This window comes from Photobacterium phosphoreum, assembly GCF_002954725.1.
GTDB classification, from domain to species: domain Bacteria; phylum Pseudomonadota; class Gammaproteobacteria; order Enterobacterales; family Vibrionaceae; genus Photobacterium; species Photobacterium phosphoreum.
The window spans coordinates 605,532-625,096 of the sequence record NZ_MSCQ01000001.1 but is presented as its reverse complement, the minus strand read 5'-3'; the positions used below and the strand labels follow the sequence as shown (position 1 = coordinate 625,096).

The 19,565-nt window shown below is 39.7% G+C and carries 17 protein-coding genes; 13 read left to right on the top strand and 4 right to left on the bottom strand.

What is annotated here, in order from left to right; translation table 11 throughout:
• Window positions 1–298: 298 nt before the first annotated feature.
• The 8 genes from BTO21_RS02725 (at window position 299) to BTO21_RS02690 (ending at window position 8,042) form a co-directional block, all read left to right on the top strand.
• Window positions 299–1,192 (top strand): DUF72 domain-containing protein, encoded by an 894-nt coding sequence (locus tag BTO21_RS02725; protein ID WP_045026715.1) that lies wholly within the window; start codon window positions 299–301, stop codon window positions 1,190–1,192.
• 174 nt (window positions 1,193–1,366) lie between these two features.
• On the top strand, window positions 1,367–2,095 hold the full coding sequence (cmoA, locus tag BTO21_RS02720; protein WP_045026716.1) for a carboxy-S-adenosyl-L-methionine synthase CmoA: 729 nt from the start codon (window positions 1,367–1,369) through the stop codon (window positions 2,093–2,095).
• A gap of 16 nt (window positions 2,096–2,111) precedes the next feature.
• Complete coding sequence (cmoB, locus tag BTO21_RS02715; protein WP_045026718.1) at window positions 2,112–3,086, top strand: tRNA 5-methoxyuridine(34)/uridine 5-oxyacetic acid(34) synthase CmoB; 975 nt, start codon at window positions 2,112–2,114, stop codon at window positions 3,084–3,086.
• Window positions 3,087–3,175: 89 nt separating this feature from the next.
• The gene (locus BTO21_RS02710; protein ID WP_045026719.1) at window positions 3,176–3,982 is read left to right on the top strand and encodes an ATP-dependent zinc protease family protein; all 807 of its coding nucleotides are present in this window, start codon (window positions 3,176–3,178) and stop codon (window positions 3,980–3,982) included.
• Between the two features lie 10 nt (window positions 3,983–3,992).
• Window positions 3,993–5,507, top strand: a complete 1,515-nt coding sequence (locus BTO21_RS02705; RefSeq protein WP_045026721.1) for an inactive transglutaminase family protein — start codon at window positions 3,993–3,995, stop codon at window positions 5,505–5,507.
• A gap of 3 nt (window positions 5,508–5,510) precedes the next feature.
• Entirely contained in the window at window positions 5,511–6,485 is a 975-nt protein-coding gene (locus BTO21_RS02700) for an alpha-L-glutamate ligase-like protein (protein WP_045026722.1), read from the top strand.
• A gap of 135 nt (window positions 6,486–6,620) precedes the next feature.
• Entirely contained in the window at window positions 6,621–7,130 is a 510-nt protein-coding gene (locus BTO21_RS02695) for a VC2046/SO_2500 family protein (RefSeq protein WP_045026723.1), read from the top strand.
• A gap of 222 nt (window positions 7,131–7,352) precedes the next feature.
• Complete coding sequence (locus BTO21_RS02690; protein ID WP_065192705.1) at window positions 7,353–8,042, top strand: SDR family oxidoreductase; 690 nt, start codon at window positions 7,353–7,355, stop codon at window positions 8,040–8,042.
• 180 nt (window positions 8,043–8,222) lie between these two features.
• Here BTO21_RS02690 and adhE read toward each other — a convergent pair whose 3' ends face one another.
• Window positions 8,223–10,907: a bifunctional acetaldehyde-CoA/alcohol dehydrogenase gene (adhE, locus tag BTO21_RS02685; protein WP_045026725.1), complete on the bottom strand. Its 2,685-nt coding sequence runs from the start codon at window positions 10,905–10,907 to the stop codon at window positions 8,223–8,225.
• 735 nt (window positions 10,908–11,642) lie between these two features.
• On the opposite strand from adhE, the gene BTO21_RS02680 reads away from it, so the two are divergent.
• Window positions 11,643–12,281 (top strand): YchE family NAAT transporter, encoded by a 639-nt coding sequence (locus tag BTO21_RS02680; protein WP_045026726.1) that lies wholly within the window; start codon window positions 11,643–11,645, stop codon window positions 12,279–12,281.
• A 186-nt stretch (window positions 12,282–12,467) separates the two neighbouring features.
• On the top strand, window positions 12,468–13,292 hold the full coding sequence (locus tag BTO21_RS02675; protein WP_065208548.1) for an ion transporter: 825 nt from the start codon (window positions 12,468–12,470) through the stop codon (window positions 13,290–13,292).
• A gap of 57 nt (window positions 13,293–13,349) precedes the next feature.
• On the opposite strand, the gene glpQ is transcribed toward BTO21_RS02675, so the two are convergent.
• Together glpQ and cysS are read right to left on the bottom strand one after the other, a co-directional pair.
• A complete protein-coding gene (glpQ, locus tag BTO21_RS02670; RefSeq protein ID WP_045026728.1) occupies window positions 13,350–14,438 on the bottom strand; it encodes a glycerophosphodiester phosphodiesterase in 1,089 nt (362 codons plus the stop codon).
• A 432-nt stretch (window positions 14,439–14,870) separates the two neighbouring features.
• The gene (gene cysS / locus BTO21_RS02665; RefSeq protein ID WP_045026730.1) at window positions 14,871–16,253 is read right to left on the bottom strand and encodes a cysteine--tRNA ligase; all 1,383 of its coding nucleotides are present in this window, start codon (window positions 16,251–16,253) and stop codon (window positions 14,871–14,873) included.
• Between the two features lie 191 nt (window positions 16,254–16,444).
• Here cysS and BTO21_RS02660 point away from each other — a divergent pair, with 191 nt between their 5' ends.
• Entirely contained in the window at window positions 16,445–16,939 is a 495-nt protein-coding gene (locus BTO21_RS02660; protein ID WP_045026731.1) for a peptidylprolyl isomerase, read from the top strand.
• A gap of 44 nt (window positions 16,940–16,983) precedes the next feature.
• Window positions 16,984–17,724, top strand: a complete 741-nt coding sequence (gene lpxH, locus BTO21_RS02655; protein WP_045026733.1) for a UDP-2,3-diacylglucosamine diphosphatase — start codon at window positions 16,984–16,986, stop codon at window positions 17,722–17,724.
• An 89-nt stretch (window positions 17,725–17,813) separates the two neighbouring features.
• On the opposite strand, the gene BTO21_RS02650 is transcribed toward lpxH, so the two are convergent.
• Complete coding sequence (locus tag BTO21_RS02650; RefSeq protein ID WP_045026734.1) at window positions 17,814–18,710, bottom strand: sulfite exporter TauE/SafE family protein; 897 nt, start codon at window positions 18,708–18,710, stop codon at window positions 17,814–17,816.
• Between the two features lie 219 nt (window positions 18,711–18,929).
• Between BTO21_RS02650 and BTO21_RS02645 the strand changes: the two genes are divergently transcribed.
• On the top strand, window positions 18,930–19,454 hold the full coding sequence (locus BTO21_RS02645) for a YchJ family metal-binding protein (RefSeq protein ID WP_045026736.1): 525 nt from the start codon (window positions 18,930–18,932) through the stop codon (window positions 19,452–19,454).
• Window positions 19,455–19,565: the final 111 nt, after the last annotated feature.

Here is a 19,565-nt window from a genome sequence, read left to right as displayed (position 1 = left end):
TGCTTGTACTTGTGCTACAGCTTACTGTTAACCCAAGCACAACTGGTTCAATCCCGACCGCTTGCTGTCTAATTTACGCATAAAATTGGATAGCAAGCCGACCAAGAGGCAAAAATAACAAGCTATTATACCCAAACAGCCCCAGTTTGCGAAGTTAACCGCACGTTTATTCGTACTATCAGCAACCAATCAAAACAGATCATTACTGAAATTATTTCCAATGACGGCAATTTAAGCATTTTAACGACAAATACGATAAAGTGATCATGAATGAACGGTTATCACCATGAGGCTTTGCATGTCATTAACTACAGCTATGATGCCACCACTTCGATTAGGGCTCACCCAGTGGTCACATAATCACTGGATCAATAGTCTTTATGGAAAAGGATGCAAAAGTGGCGACCGCTTAGCTCACTATGCCGAGGTTTTTAATTCTGTAGAAGGTAATACCACCTTTTATGCCACACCCAGTATGACAACGGTACAAAAGTGGCATGATGCCACCCCTGACCATTTTCGTTTTACGTTTAAACTGCCACAAGCCATCACTCACCAACAGCAACTACGTCATTGTGATCAAGCCGTAGCTGATTTTTTAAGTACGATGCAAGTACTAGAGCCCAAAACGGGGATGTGGAAAATTCAGTTACCGGCTCAATTTGGTCCTGACGCACTGCCAGTATTGGCTCAGTTTCTTGATAGATTACCATCACACCTGACAACGGGCGTTGAAGTTCGCCATCCTGAATTTTTTACTAAAGGTGCTGCTGAACAAGCACTTAATCGATTATTAATCGAAAAAAACAGTAATCGAATTATTATGGATAGTCGCCCGCTTTTTTCTGCACAGCCGACAACACCGGCGATAATAGAAGCCCAGAGAAAAAAACCCCGCCTTCCCGTTCACGCCATTGCGACGGCTAATAACCCGGTGATTCGCTTTATTGGCCACCCTAATGATAGTTACAACGACCCTTTTTTTAATAACTGGTTACAGCGTATACCTTTATGGCTAGCTGAAGGCAAACAACCGTATCTGTTTATTCATTCGCCCGATAACAACCATGCACCTGAATCTGCCATACGTTTATATCACCGCTTACAACAACATCTCGCAGCAACAATAACGCTACCTGATTTAGCTAAGCCCCAACACCAGCAACACAATCAACAAATATCGTTGTTATAACCATTATAAAGCCAACGGTTCAACAACAATTATTAAAGACAAATGATGCTATTTTCTCTACAATACGCGGCTTTTCAAGGGTGATGGATCACCTGGTAGAGGCTCTTTCACTCAAGTCTCTATCGTAGTCCCTGTAGGATCCCTGTTCTTTTATATATGATGAGGTTCGTGAGAATGGCAAGCCACGACAATATTTTTGCTACGCCAATTGCAAAGCTCGGCGACTTTACGTTTGATGAACGTGTTGCTGAGGTTTTCCCCGATATGATTCAACGCTCGGTGCCGGGTTATAGCAATATTATTTCTGCAATTGGTATGCTCGCAGAACGCTTTGCTAAACCGCATTCAAAAGTGTTCGATCTTGGTTGTTCACTCGGTGCTGCCACGTTATCGATGCGTCGTCATATTCACCAAGAAGGCTGTGAAATTATTGCTATTGATAATTCAGCGGCCATGGTTGAACGTTGCCGTTTGTTAGTGAACGCCTACCGTTCTGAAACCCCCGTACAAGTTATTGAAGCAGATATTCGTCATGTCGATATCCAAGATGCTTCAGTCGTTGTGCTTAACTTTACACTCCAATTTCTATCTCCTGATGATCGCCTCGCCTTATTAGAAAAAATCTATGCAGGTTTACGTCCTGGCGGCATGTTGATCCTATCAGAAAAGTACATTTTTGATGATGAACGCGCTAATGAACTGCTGATCGATCTTCATCACGACTTTAAACGCGCCAATGGCTATAGCGAATTAGAAATCAGTCAAAAGCGTAGTGCGATAGAAAACGTAATGCGCCCTGACACCATTGAAACTCACAAACAACGTTTCAATGATATTGGTTTTTCTAGCTCTGAAGTGTGGTTCCAATGCTTCAACTTTGGCTCAATGTTTGCGATTAAATAAGGTTTACAGTTCCAATATGTTTAGTTTTTCTGCTTTTTATCAACTCCTCGCTCAACATGAGACACTACGTCCATGGTTAAACACCTTGCCACAACAATTAAGTGACTGGGAACAACAAGAACATGGCGATATGGCTCGTTGGGTGCGCGCATTGCAAAAATTCCCAACCGATAAGCCCGATCTTATTGATCTAAAAAATGAAGTCAGTGTTCGTAATGAAGTGCCGATTGCAGATGGTGAGAAGAAACGTTTAGAAAGCCTATTACGTTTACTTCACCCATGGCGTAAAGGTCCATTCACAATGCACGATATTCATATCGATACTGAATGGCGCTCTGATTGGAAATGGGATCGTGTATTACCGCACATTACGCCACTAGCGGGTCGCAGTGTATTAGATGTGGGTTGTGGTAACGGCTACCACATGTGGCGCATGCTAGGTGAAGGCGCTAAGTTAACAGTAGGTATTGATCCATCAAGCCTATTCTTAATTCAATTTGAAGCCATTAAACGTTTAATGGGTCAAGATGAACGCGCCTATTTATTACCATTAGGTATTGAGCAATTACCTGAGCTAAAAGCGTTTGACACGGTATTTAGCATGGGAGTGCTATATCACCGCCGTTCACCACTCGATCATATTCTACAATTAAAAAATCAATTGCGTGCCGGTGGCGAAGTTATTTTAGAAACACTGGTCATTGATGGCGATGAAAATACAGTACTAGTACCAACCCACCGCTATGCACAAATGCATAATGTTTATTTTTTCCCTTCCGCAAAAGCATTAAAGGTATGGATGGAAAAATGTGGCTTTGTTGACGTTCGTATTGTCGATGAAAACATCACTACCACTGATGAACAAAGATCAACCGACTGGATGACGAATAATTCCCTTCCAGAATATTTAAATCAAGAAGATAGCTCAAAAACGATAGATGGTCATCCAGCCCCAAGACGTGCGATTCTCATCGGACGGAATCCTGACTAACGACTGACAAAAGGGATGCTGCTTGCATCCTTTTTTTGATGTAAACTAATGTTGTTATTATATAAAAATAGACGCATATAGGAGATATGATGCTTCGTCTTAGCGTATCAGTAATTGCACTGGCGATACTTTCAGGATGTACCTCAAACGCAATGCTAGAGAAAAATCATCAACAAACTTTAGCTGCTATCAATAGTGTTGAAAATCACGTTGATACTAAAATCAATGATGTTTCTACACATGTAGAAAATCAACAACAATATATAGGCCAGCTTGAAAGAAAATTAGCATCTATCTCAAAAGATATAAAATTTCTTAAACATAAAAGCCTCACTCAACCTAAAGTTATTGTTGAAAAACAAATTATTAGAATTCCAGCTGAGAAACCCGCTCTCGACTCCAAAACTGCCAACGGTAAAGTCATTTTAGGGCAAGAAGAATGGGTATGGATTGATTCTGTTAAGAGCCATTTTAAAGCGCGAGTCGATACTGGTGCGACAACGTCATCACTCAATGCGGTTGATGTACAAACATTTGAACGAGATGGTAAAGAATGGGTTCGTTTTGATTTAAGTCATGACTCTGCAATGGATACACCTGCAGAAATTGCCGTGAATAACAAAGCAAAGCCAGAAACCATTGAAGCCCCGATTTTTCGGTGGGTACGTATTCGTCAATCAACCTCAGAAGAAGCCGTTCGCCGTCCTGTGATTGAAGCATGGATTACTTTAGGTTCTTTACACGAAAAAACACAATTTACACTCGCAGATAGAACAAAGATGGATTTCCCTGTTTTACTTGGGCGTGAATTCTTTAAAGATATTGCGTTAGTCGATGTAGGTAAACAATTTGTTCAGGGAAAGACTGAGCCTAAGCCAGTCCAAGTTAATAAATAAAGAGGCTGTTATGACGTCAAGAATACCCTTTTATATACTTATCTCCCTGCTAATTATTTCAGGCATCGGATTAAGCGTATATCGCCATGATGTCTATGGTGTGCCATGGACGCCAGGTAAAGAACGCGCGGTATGGGAAGTAGAAGCTCGAGTACAATTTGATGCAATCGGCGATCCCGTACAAGTAAAAATGTCAGCGCCAGGAACACAACAGGGCTTTACACTGATTGATGAAAGTACATCATCACCCCCTAATTATTCTGTTGTGATCCACAATACTAAAGACGGTCGTGAAGCCGATTGGGCAACCCGTACTGCTATTGGTAAGCAAGTGTTGTATTACAAAACCCAATTACTGGTTGATGATCACGCTAAGTATAAACCTGTAGCACCTAAAGGTGAGCCAGCAGAAGTTAGCTTAAGTAATCCACAACAAACAGCAGCAACCGCACTATTAACCCAAGCCCGTAATTTATCTGCGGATGATGTAACATTAGCCCGCGAGTTAATTCGTGAGCTACATGATAAGCAAAATCAAAATGCAGCGGTGTTACTTGATACGATGTCACCGGCAGATGTGGTTACTAGCCTATTATCACTTGAAGGCATCAATTCTCGTATTGTTAGTGGTTTAACACTTGAAGATGGACGTCGTCGTCAAAGTGTATCCCCGATGGTTGAAGTGTGGGATAAACAACAGAAAAACTGGCAACTGTTTAATCTCACTACAGGCGAGCAAGGCAAACCTGAAAATGTGATGATTTGGAATCAGCAAGGTAATGCACTACTTGATGTTGTGGGTGGTCGTAATTCAAACATCAGCTTCTCAATTATTGCACAAGACATTACGCCACAACGTGCAACACAAGAAAAAATCAAAGCTGAAGATCTTTTAAACTTCTCAATTCATAGTTTGCCACTTGAAGAGCAAGCGATGTTCAAAACCATCATGTTAGTACCTATTGGTGCCTTAATTGTGGTGTTTTTGCGAATCATTGTCGGATTAAAAACATCAGGGACATTCATGCCTGTGTTAATTGCGGTTGCATTTGTGCAAACTCAGCTATTGACCGGTATTATTGGTTTCCTATTGATTGTCGGTACCGGTTTGATCATTCGAAGTTATCTCTCGAAACTCAACCTACTTCTGGTCGCCCGAATATCCGCGGTCATAATAACGGTAATATTGATTATTTCGATATTCACCGTGGTCGCATTTAAGATTGGCTTAATTGAAGGTCTAACAATCACGTTCTTCCCAATGATTATTCTTTCATGGACCATCGAACGGATGTCAATCCTATGGGAAGAAGAAGGTGCGAAGGAAGTGTTTATTCAAGGTGGTGGTTCATTGCTAACATCAGTATTGATTTACCTTGCAATGACAACACCAATTGTACGTCACTTAACGTTTAACTTTATTGGTGTACAGTTCCTTATTCTGGCAGCGATCTTAATATTAGGTAACTACACTGGTTATCGTCTAAGTGAATTACGTCGCTTTAAGCCACTCGTTGAGGACTAATCTATGTCATTTTTTTCACAGTTTACTTCACCTAAAAAACTGCGTGATCGTGGCATTATGGGAATGAACATAAGAAATCATAGCTATATTGGTCGTTACAATGATCGTAGTCGTTTTCCGCTGGTGGATGACAAACTAAAAACGAAGTTCATTGCTCAACAAGCAGGGGCAACCGTCCCCGATTTGATTGGGGTTATCGACAGCCAAGCAACGGTTAAACATATTCATCATATGGTTAAAGACTGGCCAGGCTTTGTCATTAAGCCTGCGCGCGGGTCTGGTGGTAAAGGTATCTTAGTCATTGTAAAGCATAAAGACGGCATTTATGTAAAACCGTCAGGTGCAGAAATCAATCAACAAGATGTTGAGCGTCACATTACCAATACCCTTGCAGGACTGTTCTCGCTCGGAGGTAAAAATGATGTTGCCATGGTCGAAAACCTGATTCAATTTGATAATGTGTTTGATGGTTTTAGTTATGAAGGTGTGCCTGATGTACGCGTGATTGTATTTAAGGGCTACCCTGTTATGGCAATGATGCGTTGCTCAACATCGGCTTCTGATGGTAAAGCAAACTTACACCAAGGTGCTGTCGGTGTCGGTATTGATATTGCCTCAGGTCACGCCATTCGAGCAGTGCAATTTAACCAACCGATTGAGCGTCATCCTGATACAGATCGCCTCTTAATTGAGCTTAAAGTACCAGAGTGGAACAAACTGTTAGTGCTTGCGGCAAGTGCGTGGGAAATGACAGGCTTGGGCTATATGGGCACTGATATGGTATTAGATAAAACCAAAGGCCCAATGGTATTAGAACTTAATGCGCGTCCTGGATTAGCGATTCAAATTGCCAATGGTACGGGTTTATTGCCACGTTTGCGCCATATTGAATCTCTAGGTGTAACGTCACATACACCAACCCCTGAAGAACGGGTTGCTTATTGTGCGCATCAGTTTGGTGCTAAACCTGAATTCTAAACGACGATTAATGCGATAACATTATTAGCCCTGACATGTTCAGGGCTTTTTATTACCTAAAATAAATGATTAAAGTTATTGTTTTTTATGTCGATAACTTTAATACCTTATTTAACATAGCCAGCTATTGATTACATGCAAACTCAATCACTTGATAATTTACAGCTTATTAATGAAATTCAACTCGGCACTCATCTCAACCATGCGATTGAAGGTGGACGTCGTGCTGATTTTGCATTGATGTTAGCGTTATTATCTTCTGATCTGAATGAGAACATTCCTGTTGATGCAACCCCAATCGAAACACCATCATCACAACAATTGCGGGCTTATTTTGAAATTCCAGCATCACAACCCCTCTCATCAACACCAACCTGTTATCAACGAGCAGCAGAACAAGCACAAGCTTTTCATCAAGCAAGTTTAACCAGTACCCGTTTACTGGCCCAGTTACAACCAACCGCTCTATCATACCCACCGCAACAAACAAAAGGCTTACCGGAAGATTTGTTCCATAACTTATCACTTCATGAACGCAGAAAATTACCACCAATAGAGCTAAAACCGCTTCAAGCAACACCACAAGATCTTTACTTAGCGTTAATTAAATCTAAACGCCTTAGTGAAATAAGTTTGGCAGCCTAAGCCAATATTTGCAGTTGATCAAAGATAAAAAACATCATTTATGCTGCAAAAATATCACCATTATTTGTTCGTGACCTTGCTCATAATTTCTTCTTTATTATTATTAGTTTGCGTTCTTATTGACTAGTATTGTCCTTAATAGTTGCCTTAGATATACCCATAATAAAACTGATACTAATAAGGCACTAAATACGACCCTCTAAACATTAAGGCTAGGTATATATGCATATCGGACAATCAGTCGCTATTATTACCGATGCTGGTAATCCTGTTGGTAAAGCGGTAGCACTTCATTTCGCATCATTAGGGGCTACCCTAGCACTAGTCGATAATAACGAAGTTGAACTAAAAAAAACCTTACAATCTTGTCGTAAAATTAGTGATACATCCGCTGCATTTTTTCTACAGTGCTACGATGAAACCAGTATTCAAAATCTATTTCAACAAGTCAGTGAGCGCTTTGGAGCTGTTAATATTTTATTGAATACGTGGACAGGTACAGAAATACCTCACCTTTTATCACCAACATCTATCACTGATTTCAATGATCTTATGCAAAAAAGCGCAGCCAGCTTTTTTATCTTTGGTAAAGTTGCCGCTGAATTCATGCAACATCAACCGCATCAAAGTGTCATTGTTAATCTAGCATTAAGCCATGAAAATCATCACCCTCATGCACCAACGACCAGTAAAACGGTTGTTAGTGGCTTAACTCAAAATTGGGCAAACGAACTGGCCGCTTTTAATATTCGGGTTGGTGGCATTGTACCGATTAATCTTCAAGATAAATCTTATGATCAGCATGCTATTGTCAATGTTCCGATGCAAGATGAAATTGCACGTAATGTTGAGTATATCGTAAGAAATGATTCTTTTAACGGTAGGATGCTAGAATCTGAAATAGGGGTCTAATCTCACTCACACTAAGTAATTAATGTACCCAATAGGCTGAGTATTAATACTTGGCCTTTTTTATGTTCAGAGGTTGCGAGGTGAATTTTAAGCACTTATCAATGATGATGTAAATCCCCCAAAACAAAAAGCCCGTCTATTGCTAGACGGGCTTTTTTTATATTTTAGTCAGTAAAGATATTAAGCTTTTGCTTTTACTTTTTTATCTTTTGCAGCAACTTGTACTGGCTCTGATTCCTTGATTACTGTTGTACCCTCAAACGTTATGCCGTCAACGTATGCTATACCGTAGTAAGAAGCAATTAATACTTCTTTAAGCTCTTTAATCAATGGGTAACGTGGGTTAGCACCAGTACATTGGTCATCGAACGCATCTTCAGCAATTGCATCAACTTTAGCCATAAACGCAGCTTCATCAACACCAGCAGCTTGAATTGACAGTGGAATATCCAATGCAAGTTTAAGCTCTTCTAACCAACCAAGTAACGCATTAACTTTCGTTTCAGTATTGCCTTCACGGAAACCTAAATGCTCTGCAACTTCAGCGTAACGAGCACGTGCTTTAGGACGGTCGTACTGAGAGAACGCAGCTTGTTTCGTTGGGTTGTTAGTCGCATTAAAACGAACAGTATTCGAGATTAATAACGCATTCGCAAGACCGTGTGGGATATGGAATTCAGCGCCTAATTTATGCGCCATTGAGTGACACACACCTAGGAAAGACTGCGCAAAAGCCATACCAGCGATTGTTGCTGCATTGTGAACTTTCTCACGTGCAATTGGATCTTTTTTACCGTTCACATAAGAGCTTGGCAAGTACTCTTTAAGCATCTTAAGTGCTTGAAGAGCGTGACCGTCTGAGTACTCGTTAGCAAGAACAGAAACGTAAGCTTCTAATGCGTGAGTTACTGCATCATAACCACCGAATGCACATAAAGACTTAGGCATATCCATTACAAGGTTAGCATCGACAACCGCCATGTTTGGCGTTAGTTCGTAATCTGCTAATGGGTATTTTTGACCTGTCTTTTCATCAGTTACAACAGCAAATGGTGTAACTTCAGAACCAGTACCAGAAGTCGTTGTGATACATACTAATTCAGCTTTTTGACCCATTTTAGGGAATTTATAAATACGTTTACGGATATCCATAAAGCGCATTGATAGATCTTCAAAATCAGTTTCTGGATGCTCGTACATCACCCACATAACTTTCGCAGCATCCATTGGTGAACCACCACCAACAGCTAAGATAACATCAGGTTGGTAACTTGCACATGCTTCAGCACCGGCTTTAACTACTGCTAATGTTGGATCTGCTTCTACTTCATGGAATACTTCAACTTCCATGCCTTTCTCTTTCAAGATTGAACGTAGGTCATCGATGTAACCGTTGTTGAACAAGAAACGGTCAGTTACGATTAGTGCACGTTTTTTACCTTCAAGATCAGTCATTGCGATTGGTAAACAGCCGCGACGGAAGTAGATAGATTTTGGTAGTTTATGCCACAACATATTTTCTGCTCGCTTAGCTACAATTTTCTTGTTGATAAGGTGCTTAGGACCTACGTTTTCAGAGATAGCATTACCACCCCAAGAACCACAACCTAAAGTTAGTGAAGGCGCTAATTCAAAGTTGTAAAGGTCACCGATACCACCTTGAGATGCAGGTGTATTCACAAGAATACGAGCAGTTTTCATTTTGTCACCGAAGTACGTAATACGATCTTCGTTATTATCTTGGTCAGTGTAAAGTACTGATGTATGACCAACACCACCTATGTCTAATACGATACCAGCTTGACGCACAGCATCTTCAAAATCTTTCGCTTTAAATAGACCTAGCGTTGGAGATAGTTTTTCATGAGCGAATTCATCATCCCATGAAGCTTCTAGACCTTCACCGATAAGAATTTTAGTTGATTTAGGTACTTTAACATTTGCTAGCTCAGCGATTTTGTATGCTGGTTGGCCAACGATGTTAGCGTTAAGTGCGCCATTGATAAGTAGTATTTTACGTACTTTATCTGCATCTTCTTTACTTAGAACAGCCGCACCGTATTTAGCGAAACGAGCTTTAACTTCATCGTAAATTGATTCAACAACGATTGCAGCTTGCTCAGAAGCACAGATAACACCGTTATCGAATGTTTTAGACATTAAGATAGAAGAAACAGCACGTTTGATATCCGCAGTCTCATCGATAACAACAGGCGTATTACCAGCACCAACACCAATTGCAGGTTTACCTGAAGAGTAAGCTGCTTTAACCATGCCTGGACCACCAGTAGCAAGGATCATGTTGACGTGTTCATGTTTCATTAGTGCATTTGATAATTCAACAGATGGTTGGTCAATCCAACCAATGATATCTTTTGGTGCACCCGCTTTAACTGCTGCTTCTAATACAACTTTAGCTGCGTAGTTAGTTGCATTTTTAGCACGTGGGTGTGGCGAGAAGATACAACCATTACGTGTTTTAAGACAGATTAGCGATTTAAAGATTGCTGTTGAAGTAGGGTTTGTCGTTGGAACGATTGCACAAACAATACCTAAAGGTTCAGCGATAGTGATCGTGCCACCTTCATCGTTACGATCGATGATGCCACACGTCAATTCATCTTTGTATTTATTGTAAATGAACTCAGAAGCAAAATGGTTTTTAATCACTTTGTCTTCCATGATACCCATGCCAGACTCTTCTGCTGCCATTTTAGCAAGCTCGATACGAGCAGTTGAAGCAGCTAGAGACGCGGCACGAAATATCTTATCAACTTGTTCTTGTGAAAAACTTGCAAATTCTTTTTGAGCCACTTTAACTCGTGCTACTAAAGCATCAAGTTCAGCTAAATTAGTTACAGGCATATTGTTTCTCCAAAAATAAAAACTCTAAAATTCATCAAAAATTATTTAGTAAACATATACTGGCATTCTTTCACATTAGATCGTTAAAACGCATTAACATTTATTGCCCTACATACACTTAGTAAATCACTTTCAAAATTGATTATAATTTTTCACATTACAAAAGAAATTGATTTAGATCACCACACCATCAAAATGTCGAAATAATCACTAAATAACAAAAAACAGCGTGTATTTCATACTTTTACATGCGATTTTATGAACCTCGCAGTTGATTTATCTAATATGTACCAAAACCATTTATTTCACAAGCCGAAATATTACGTAATAAAAATACATTTACTAGCCCCTATCACATCCAGTTGTGACAGAAATCACGATTTATTAGCTTAACTGCTCAATATTTGTTGCATATTAGCCTAGCACATCTTTTCCCCTCTAATACTAATCCACAAAAATTCACTTTACATAATCAATCTAAGATAAATATTATCTACGTCCTAAATAGCGTAAATCAGCTTTTATTGGTAGCTGAAACAATGCGCTTAGATTAATATATTGTTATATCGATGTTTTTACATATACACCTTCTATAGATCACTAATTTAAGTAATACATATTAAGGTTAATTGTTCTCTTAACGATTCAATTTTTATTACCAAGATAAATATTTAAATGGCTATTTTTCTTTCTCACCACACCATTAGAAATTAAGGTCACTTAACAGGAATAACTATGCAGGCTTTTGATATAGCTATATTTTTACATTTTTTCGTTGGCCTTATTGCGACTGTTAACCCTGTTGGCATAATGCCCGTTTTCGTCTCTCTTACTGGATCAATGAGTCCTGAAGAACGCAATAAGACCGCATTAACGACCAATGTTGCCATTGCTATTATTTTGATTGTCGCATTAATAGCTGGGCAACATTTGCTGGATCTCTTTAGTATCTCTATTGATTCGTTTCGAGTTGCAGGCGGTTTACTTCTGTTGAGTATCGCGTTTTCAATGATGAGCGGTAAAATAGGTGAGGTAAAACAAAATAAAGAAGAGAAATCTGAATCCGTTAGTCGAGAGCAAGTCGGTGTAGTGCCATTAGCGATGCCATTAATGGCGGGACCTGGTGCGATTAGTTCAACCATTGTCTATGGTTCTCGCTATCCCGGTGTTACTTCTACAATAGGTATTATAATCACAATTACTGTGTTTGCTTTTTGCTGTTGGTTATTATTTCGTTCTGCACCTTATATAGTACGTTTTTTAGGCCAAACAGGGATTAACGTAATCACTCGTATTATGGGTTTGATTCTAGCAGCACTTGGGATTGAGTTTATAATTAACGGTCTGCGAGTAATGTTACCTGGATTGGGCTAACATCATTATTAATCCCTATAACAAACCTAAGCCTCAATGTTAACGTGGGGCTTTTTTAGCACTCAATAAATCCTTAAGTCATTGCGGGGTTTTGATATACTGGGGTTTATTCAAGCCAATTAATGGCACTGCGCAACGATTAATATATTACGTTGCGTTTTACTTGTTAATAAACACTATTAAATTATGACAAAACTAACACTAACTCCAAGACAACGTCTATATCAAGTTATTTTCGGTACATCTACTCGCTTCGGACAATGGTTTGATATTGCCTTAATTATTGCCATTATCAGCTCTGAAATCATTTTGATTATTTCATCAGTTGCCAGTATCGAATCACAATATTCACACTTACTTATTGGTGCTGAATGGACGTTTACAATCCTCTTTACCATCGAATATATTTTGCGTTTATATTGTTCTCCTCGCCCAATGGCTTATGCGCGTAGCTTCTATGGCGTTATCGATTTAATGGCGATTTTACCTGCTTATATCGCGTTTTTAATCCCAGGTTCAAATTATTTATTAATCATTCGTCTTATTCGCGTACTGCGTATTTTCCGTGTTCTAAAACTGGCAAGATTTCTTAAAGATTCCAATATATTATTACGTTCACTTCGTCATGCTCAACGTAAAATAGTGGTCTTTTTTAGTTCAGTATTAATCCTTGTAACAGTGTTTGGCTCGTTGATGTTTATTATTGAAGGTCCTGCAAATGGTTTTACCAGTATTCCTAAAAGTATTTACTGGGCAATCGTCACTATTACCACTGTTGGTTATGGCGATATTGTGCCACATACAGTCATGGGCAAGGCATTAGCCTCATTAACCATGCTATTAGGTTATTCTATTCTTGCCGTACCAACAGGTATTATTACTGCAGAATTAAATCAAGAAATGAAAACACATCGCGGCCTGATCCGGTGTCCGAATTGTGCCACCAGCGGCCATGAAATGGATGCAGATTACTGTAAGAAATGCGGAACACAACTGCCAGAGACGTTATAGCAGTATAAAAAAAGCCCGTATCTAGCAATAGAACGGGCTGCACATATAAATGACTATTTAGTGCTTTTTAGACGACGATTGTTGTTGTAAAAAATGCACCGCTTTATCCGGAAAATCAGTAAAGACACCATCGACATCCGCTTGATTATAAAACACCTCTAACATGCCATTGTAATCTTTAACATAGGCAGGAATACGATCTTTATCGGCACGGAATGTATAAGGGTGCACCACCATCCCGTTCGCGTGGGCATTTTTAACCATATCGGTTAATTCAATATGGCCTAATGTTGAACTGTCTTTCACTATCATCGGTTTCCACGGACCAATACCATCAGCATATTGCGATAAAGTTTTCATACCACCAGGTTTAAACATCCAATCATAACTATATGCATGTGCCTTCCCTGATTTATCGTACACCATGGTTTCGTTCCAACCGGTTTCAGCCATCAATTGTACTAAATTGAGATCCATTCCCATCGCTGGCATTAATTGATCATTAATACGCTTCAACTCATTAAAATCAAAGGTTTGTAAATAAATATTACTGTTTTTATCCGTATAACCATATTGCTTTAATACGGTTAATACTGCTTTACTGATGTCTTTACCTTCATGACGATGAAACCACGGTGCTTTAATTTCTGGATATAAGCCAATATCATAACCAAGTGTTTTATTTAGTCCTTGGATCATTTCGATTTCTTCTTCGAACGTTGGCACAGTAAAATGAGACTTCCAAATAGGGAAACGTTCAGAGAAACCTTGGACTTGCTTACCCTCTTTAATATTAAAACCTTCCGTCACACTCAATTGCTTAATTTCAGCGAGTGTAAAATCAATCGCATAATAGCGACCATCTTTACGGGCGCGATCAGGAAATAACGTTGCAACATTGGTTACTCGATCTAGATAATGATCATGTAACACCACCAGTTTATCGTCTTTCGTCATTACCACATCTTGTTCGATATAGTCAGGCTTCATACCATAAGCAAGTGCTTTGGCTGGCAAGGTATGCTCAGGTAAATAGCCAGAAGCACCACGGTGGGCAATCACAATTTTATCCGTATTTGGCTGAGCCACTGCACCCATTGAAAAAACAACACAACCGATCACCGTCGCTAAAATCACTTTTTTCATTATCATTCCTTCAATCACTTCTGGTCAATATCGAACATAATTTATTTCATTCGAAACATATGATACGGATAATTAATGACAATATTGCGATCAAATGCGTATATAACAATATTAACAGGTTGCGCAACGACATTTATTCTCGAATAGTGACTCTCATTCCAAAGTGGAATACAGTCATTAAATATTCAACGAATAGACTCATTGGCTTCATAATATGAAGTGTCGTTATTGAAGTGGCATAATTAAATGAAACCAATCGTAATAGGTAAAATAGACATGAAGGTTTGAGGATTTGAGAATTTGAGGATTTGAGAATTTGAGAATTTGAGAATTTGAGAATTTGAGGATTTGAGAATTTGAGGATATATAAAGATAAAAAAACCGAGGCATATAAACCTCGGTTTTATTCAATAGATTCAACAATAAGCTAAATTATTTACGACGCCAAGTTGTACCTTGAGCACCGTCTTCTAGAATAATGTTCATCGCCAGTAATTTATCACGAGCATCATCCGCTGCAGCCCAATCTTTCGCTGCACGTGCATCCAAACGCTGCTGGATTAACGCTTCAATTTCAGCAACGTCATCATCTTCACCAATACCGCCTTGTAAGAAGGCTTCAGGATCTTGTGATAACAAACCTAAAATATCAGCCAGTTCACGCATACGTGCGCCTAATACAGATGCCGCGGCTACATCGTCAGTCTTCAGACGGTTAATTTCACGAGCCATATCAAACAACGCTGAATATGCTTCAGGTGTATTGAAGTCATCATCCATTGCTTCTTTAAAACGAGCCACAAACTCTTCACCACCAGCCGCTTCTACTGATGTATCTAAGCCACGTAGTGAAGTGTATAAACGCTCAAGCGCTGAACGAGCTTGCTTTAGATTATCTTCGCTATAGTTAAGCTGGCTACGGTAATGACCAGACATTAAGAAGTAACGTACTGTCTCAGGATCGTAATGCTTTAATACATCACGAATAGTGAAGAAGTTACCTAATGACTTAGACATCTTTTCACGATCAACCATTACCATGCCACTGTGCATCCATGTATTCACATATTGACCATCGTGAGCACAGCATGATTGCGCAATTTCATTTTCGTGGTGAGGGAATTGTAAATCTGAACCGCCACCATGAATATCAAAGTGATCGCCCAGAATAGACGAGTTCATCGCTGAACACTCAATGTGCCAACCAGGACGACCTGGGCCCCATGGTGATTCCCATGTAGGCTCACCCGGCTTAGACATTTTCCATAGCACGAAATCGAGTGGACTACGTTTTGCCATATCAATATCAACCCGCGCACCGGCTTGAAGTTGATCGAGATCTTGCTTAGAAAGACGACCATAATCGTCATACTTACTCACTTCAAACATCACATCGCCATTTGATGCAACATAAGCGAAACCACGTTCAATTAAACGCTCACAAAGTGCAATAATCTCAGCAATAAATTGCGTTGCGCGCGGTTCAACATCTGGACGTTTCATGCCTAAAGCATCAAAGTCAGTGTGCATTTCACCAATTAGACGCTCAGTTAATGATTCACAGCTTTCGCCATTTTCAGCCGCACGTTTAATGATTTTATCGTCGATATCAGTAATATTACGAACAAAAGTAAGATCGTAGCCTGAGTAACGCAAATAACGCGACACTACATCAAAAGAGACGAATGTACGACCATGCCCAATATGACATAAATCGTAGATCGTAACGCCACAGACGTACATACCGACTTTGCCAGGATGGATGGGTGTAAATACTTCTTTTTGTCGTGTGAGCGAATTATAGATCTTTAACATGTCTCAGCATTACTCATTAATTTCAAATTTGTCGGTAATTACACCTTTTATAGCATTTGATCGCAAGGAAAATTCAAGGATGGATGCTATTTTAGCAATTAGTGCAGATTAAGCGGGTAATGTTTGTCTGACACGGCTAAGGTAAGTTAATATTCAGGCTTAAAGAAAATACTCCATTTAAGGAAAAAATCATGATTACCCTTCACACAAATTTTGGTGATATCAAAATTAACCTTTTCGAAGATAAAGCACCGGTAACTTGTGCTAACTTCTTACAGTACTGCCGTGACGGTTTCTATAACGGTACTATTTTCCACCGTGTTATTGATGGTTTCATGGTTCAAGGCGGCGGCATGCTTCCTGGTATGGAAGAAAAAGAAACACGCGCAACAATCAATAATGAAGCAAACAATGGCCTAAGCAACAAAACAGGCACATTAGCAATGGCGCGTACCAACGCACCGCATTCTGCTAGCTCACAGTTCTTCATTAACGTAAAAGATAACAACTTCCTAGACTTCACTGGCGAGAACATGAGTGGCTGGGGCTACTGTGTGTTTGCTGCTGTTGTTGAAGGCATGGACGTAGTTGAGAAAATCAAAGCAGTTAAAACAGGCCGTAACGGTTACCACGATGACGTGCCAGTTGAAGACGTTATTATCAAAAACGTAACAATCGAAGAGTAATTCTTCGCAAAGGGCGGTTAGTTACCGCCCTTTATTAATCAATTATGACGACATTATTTATTGCAGATTTGCACTTAAGTGCTGAACGACCTGACATTACCGCTTGTTTCTTACGCTTTATGGCCGAGGAAACCCACCATATCGATGCCCTGTATGTATTAGGGGATTTATTCGAAATGTGGATTGGCGATGATGAAGACTCTCCTTTTCTACAGCAAGTTAAACAAGCCTTCAAAACGCTGACAGACACTGGCACACCTTGCTATTTTATTCATGGCAACCGTGACTTTTTAATTGGTAAACGATTTAGCCGTGAAACGGGAATAATATTATTACCCGAGCATACTGTGGTTGATCTTTACGGTACCCCAACGTTAATTTTACATGGCGATACACTGTGTATTAGCGATCCCGCCTACCAACGCTACCGAAAAAAAGTCCATAACCCTATTATTCAGTGGCTCTTTGCGCGATTACCATTATCGTACCGTATAAAAGTCGGTGATAAGATCCGTTCCAATAGTGGTAAAAATAATAAAACCAAAAGCCAATCGATTATGGATGTTACTCAAGAAGAAGTAGTACGGGTAATGCGTGAGGCAAATGTCACCCAAATGATTCACGGCCATACGCACCGACCGGATATTCATGATCTTGATATCGATGGCATACCAGCGCAGCGTATCGTTCTTGGTGATTGGTATGATCATGGTTCGGTACTGGTGTATAACGTCGAAGGTTACCAACTAGAGACTCGTAATTTCAATACCCCAAGCTCAGATTAATCATTTCTACCCAAAATACAAAAACAAAAAAAGGTACGATATACGTACCTTTTTTATGGATTAATCATACATTATTATGATCATTAATCTTATTGTAATTTCATTGCTGTACTCGGCATGATTTTTCTATCCGCAGCCCATGACCGATACATAGTCACTGAAGTATAAAACACCACCGCGCACACTAACCACGCAAGTACATGCATATCTAATGATTTCACGAAATAAGCAGCAATCATCACCATAATAGGTCCGATTAGCGCGACAGTTACTGTTGCGCGGCTATTAAAACGATTATGACGCATAAAACTCGCCGATGAAAAGAAACTTAAGAACGCACACGAACACATCATGACAGGAAAAGCCGCTAATGGATTCATACCTAATAAGTAAATCATCACCATACAAGGCGCATATAAGCCTATTCCTACGGTCATTAAAGCACCAAAAATAAAGTTACCGACAATACCAATAACCAATTTCCAACCACTTAAACCAAGACTACTGCCACCAAGTGGAAACAACTTTAATTGACCAGCAAGCATTAAACCCGCCACAATTAATAGAGCGACACTCATTACAATACGAATATGTTGTCGATCCCAACTTGAGACTAAACGCGCCCCAATGGTTGCCCCAACACAAGCTGCAACGACTAGACTCAGTAATGTTACCGAATCAACCGAAACCGCCGTCATAAATATAAATGCCTGAAAAACAGTAGGCATTACTGACTGACAATTAAGGGTTCCAGGTAACTGTTGATCATCAATCAACTTAAACTGTTTATAGCCTGCCGTCATAATAGCAAAACTGCCAATCCCTAATGTGTCACAAAAGTGGGCAAAACCACCGACAATAGCAACAGGGATAATACGTGTATCAGCTTCCTGCTTACGGTTTTTTCGCCATGCTATAAACAACATAAAGCAAAAAACACCGCCACCTACAAGCAATCCCGCTTGTATCAAGGTAAATATGGACATAACAACTATTAAACACAAAGAGGGTTATTCGAGGAGCACAAAAGGTGCATTGTCATTGGGGGTTATTCCAATTGAGGATATTATGTACTTATACGCAATGACTTACCATTATTTTAATCACCCCATCAATATATTGCAGCAAATATAAACACTGATTGCCAATGAAGCTGGTGAAAACGTAAACTAGGGCTAACTTCTTTACTAAGATCGGCTAAAAACATGTCAAAACATCATGATGAATGTCCTTGTGGCAGTCATAAACCTCTAACTGAATGCTGTAAACCTATTCATGCCAATCACGCATTAGCAACTCACCCAGAACAACTCATGCGCGCGCGTTACAGCGCCCATGTCTTAGGCTTAGTTGATTTCGTGGTACAAACTTATCACTCAAGTTGCGAAGCTGAGCAACACCGCACCGCCATTGCAGAATCTATCGCACTAAAATGGCTCGGCCTTGAGGTTATAAGCAGTGAAATAGCCGCTGACGGACAAGGTTATGTCGAGTTTAAAGCTGGCTATAAAGAAGCAGGTGAAGAATATCTCTTGCAAGAACGTTCTCGGTTTGTACAAGAGTCAATAAACGGTGAACTATGCTGGTTTTATATTGATGGTGAATACCCACAACCGCCCTCCAATGAACAACCAATATCACCTGCGTCTATCACTAGCAATAAAAGCGTAGGTCGTAATGATCCTTGCCCCTGTGGTAGCGGTAAAAAACACAAAAAATGTTGTGGCTAGACAAAATAAATCCCACTTTATCAATAATAAATACCCACGATAATCAATGAATGGGGATCATCTGGTTCCCATTAACCTGCCTATATTGTTACAACATTGATAATTTCATCT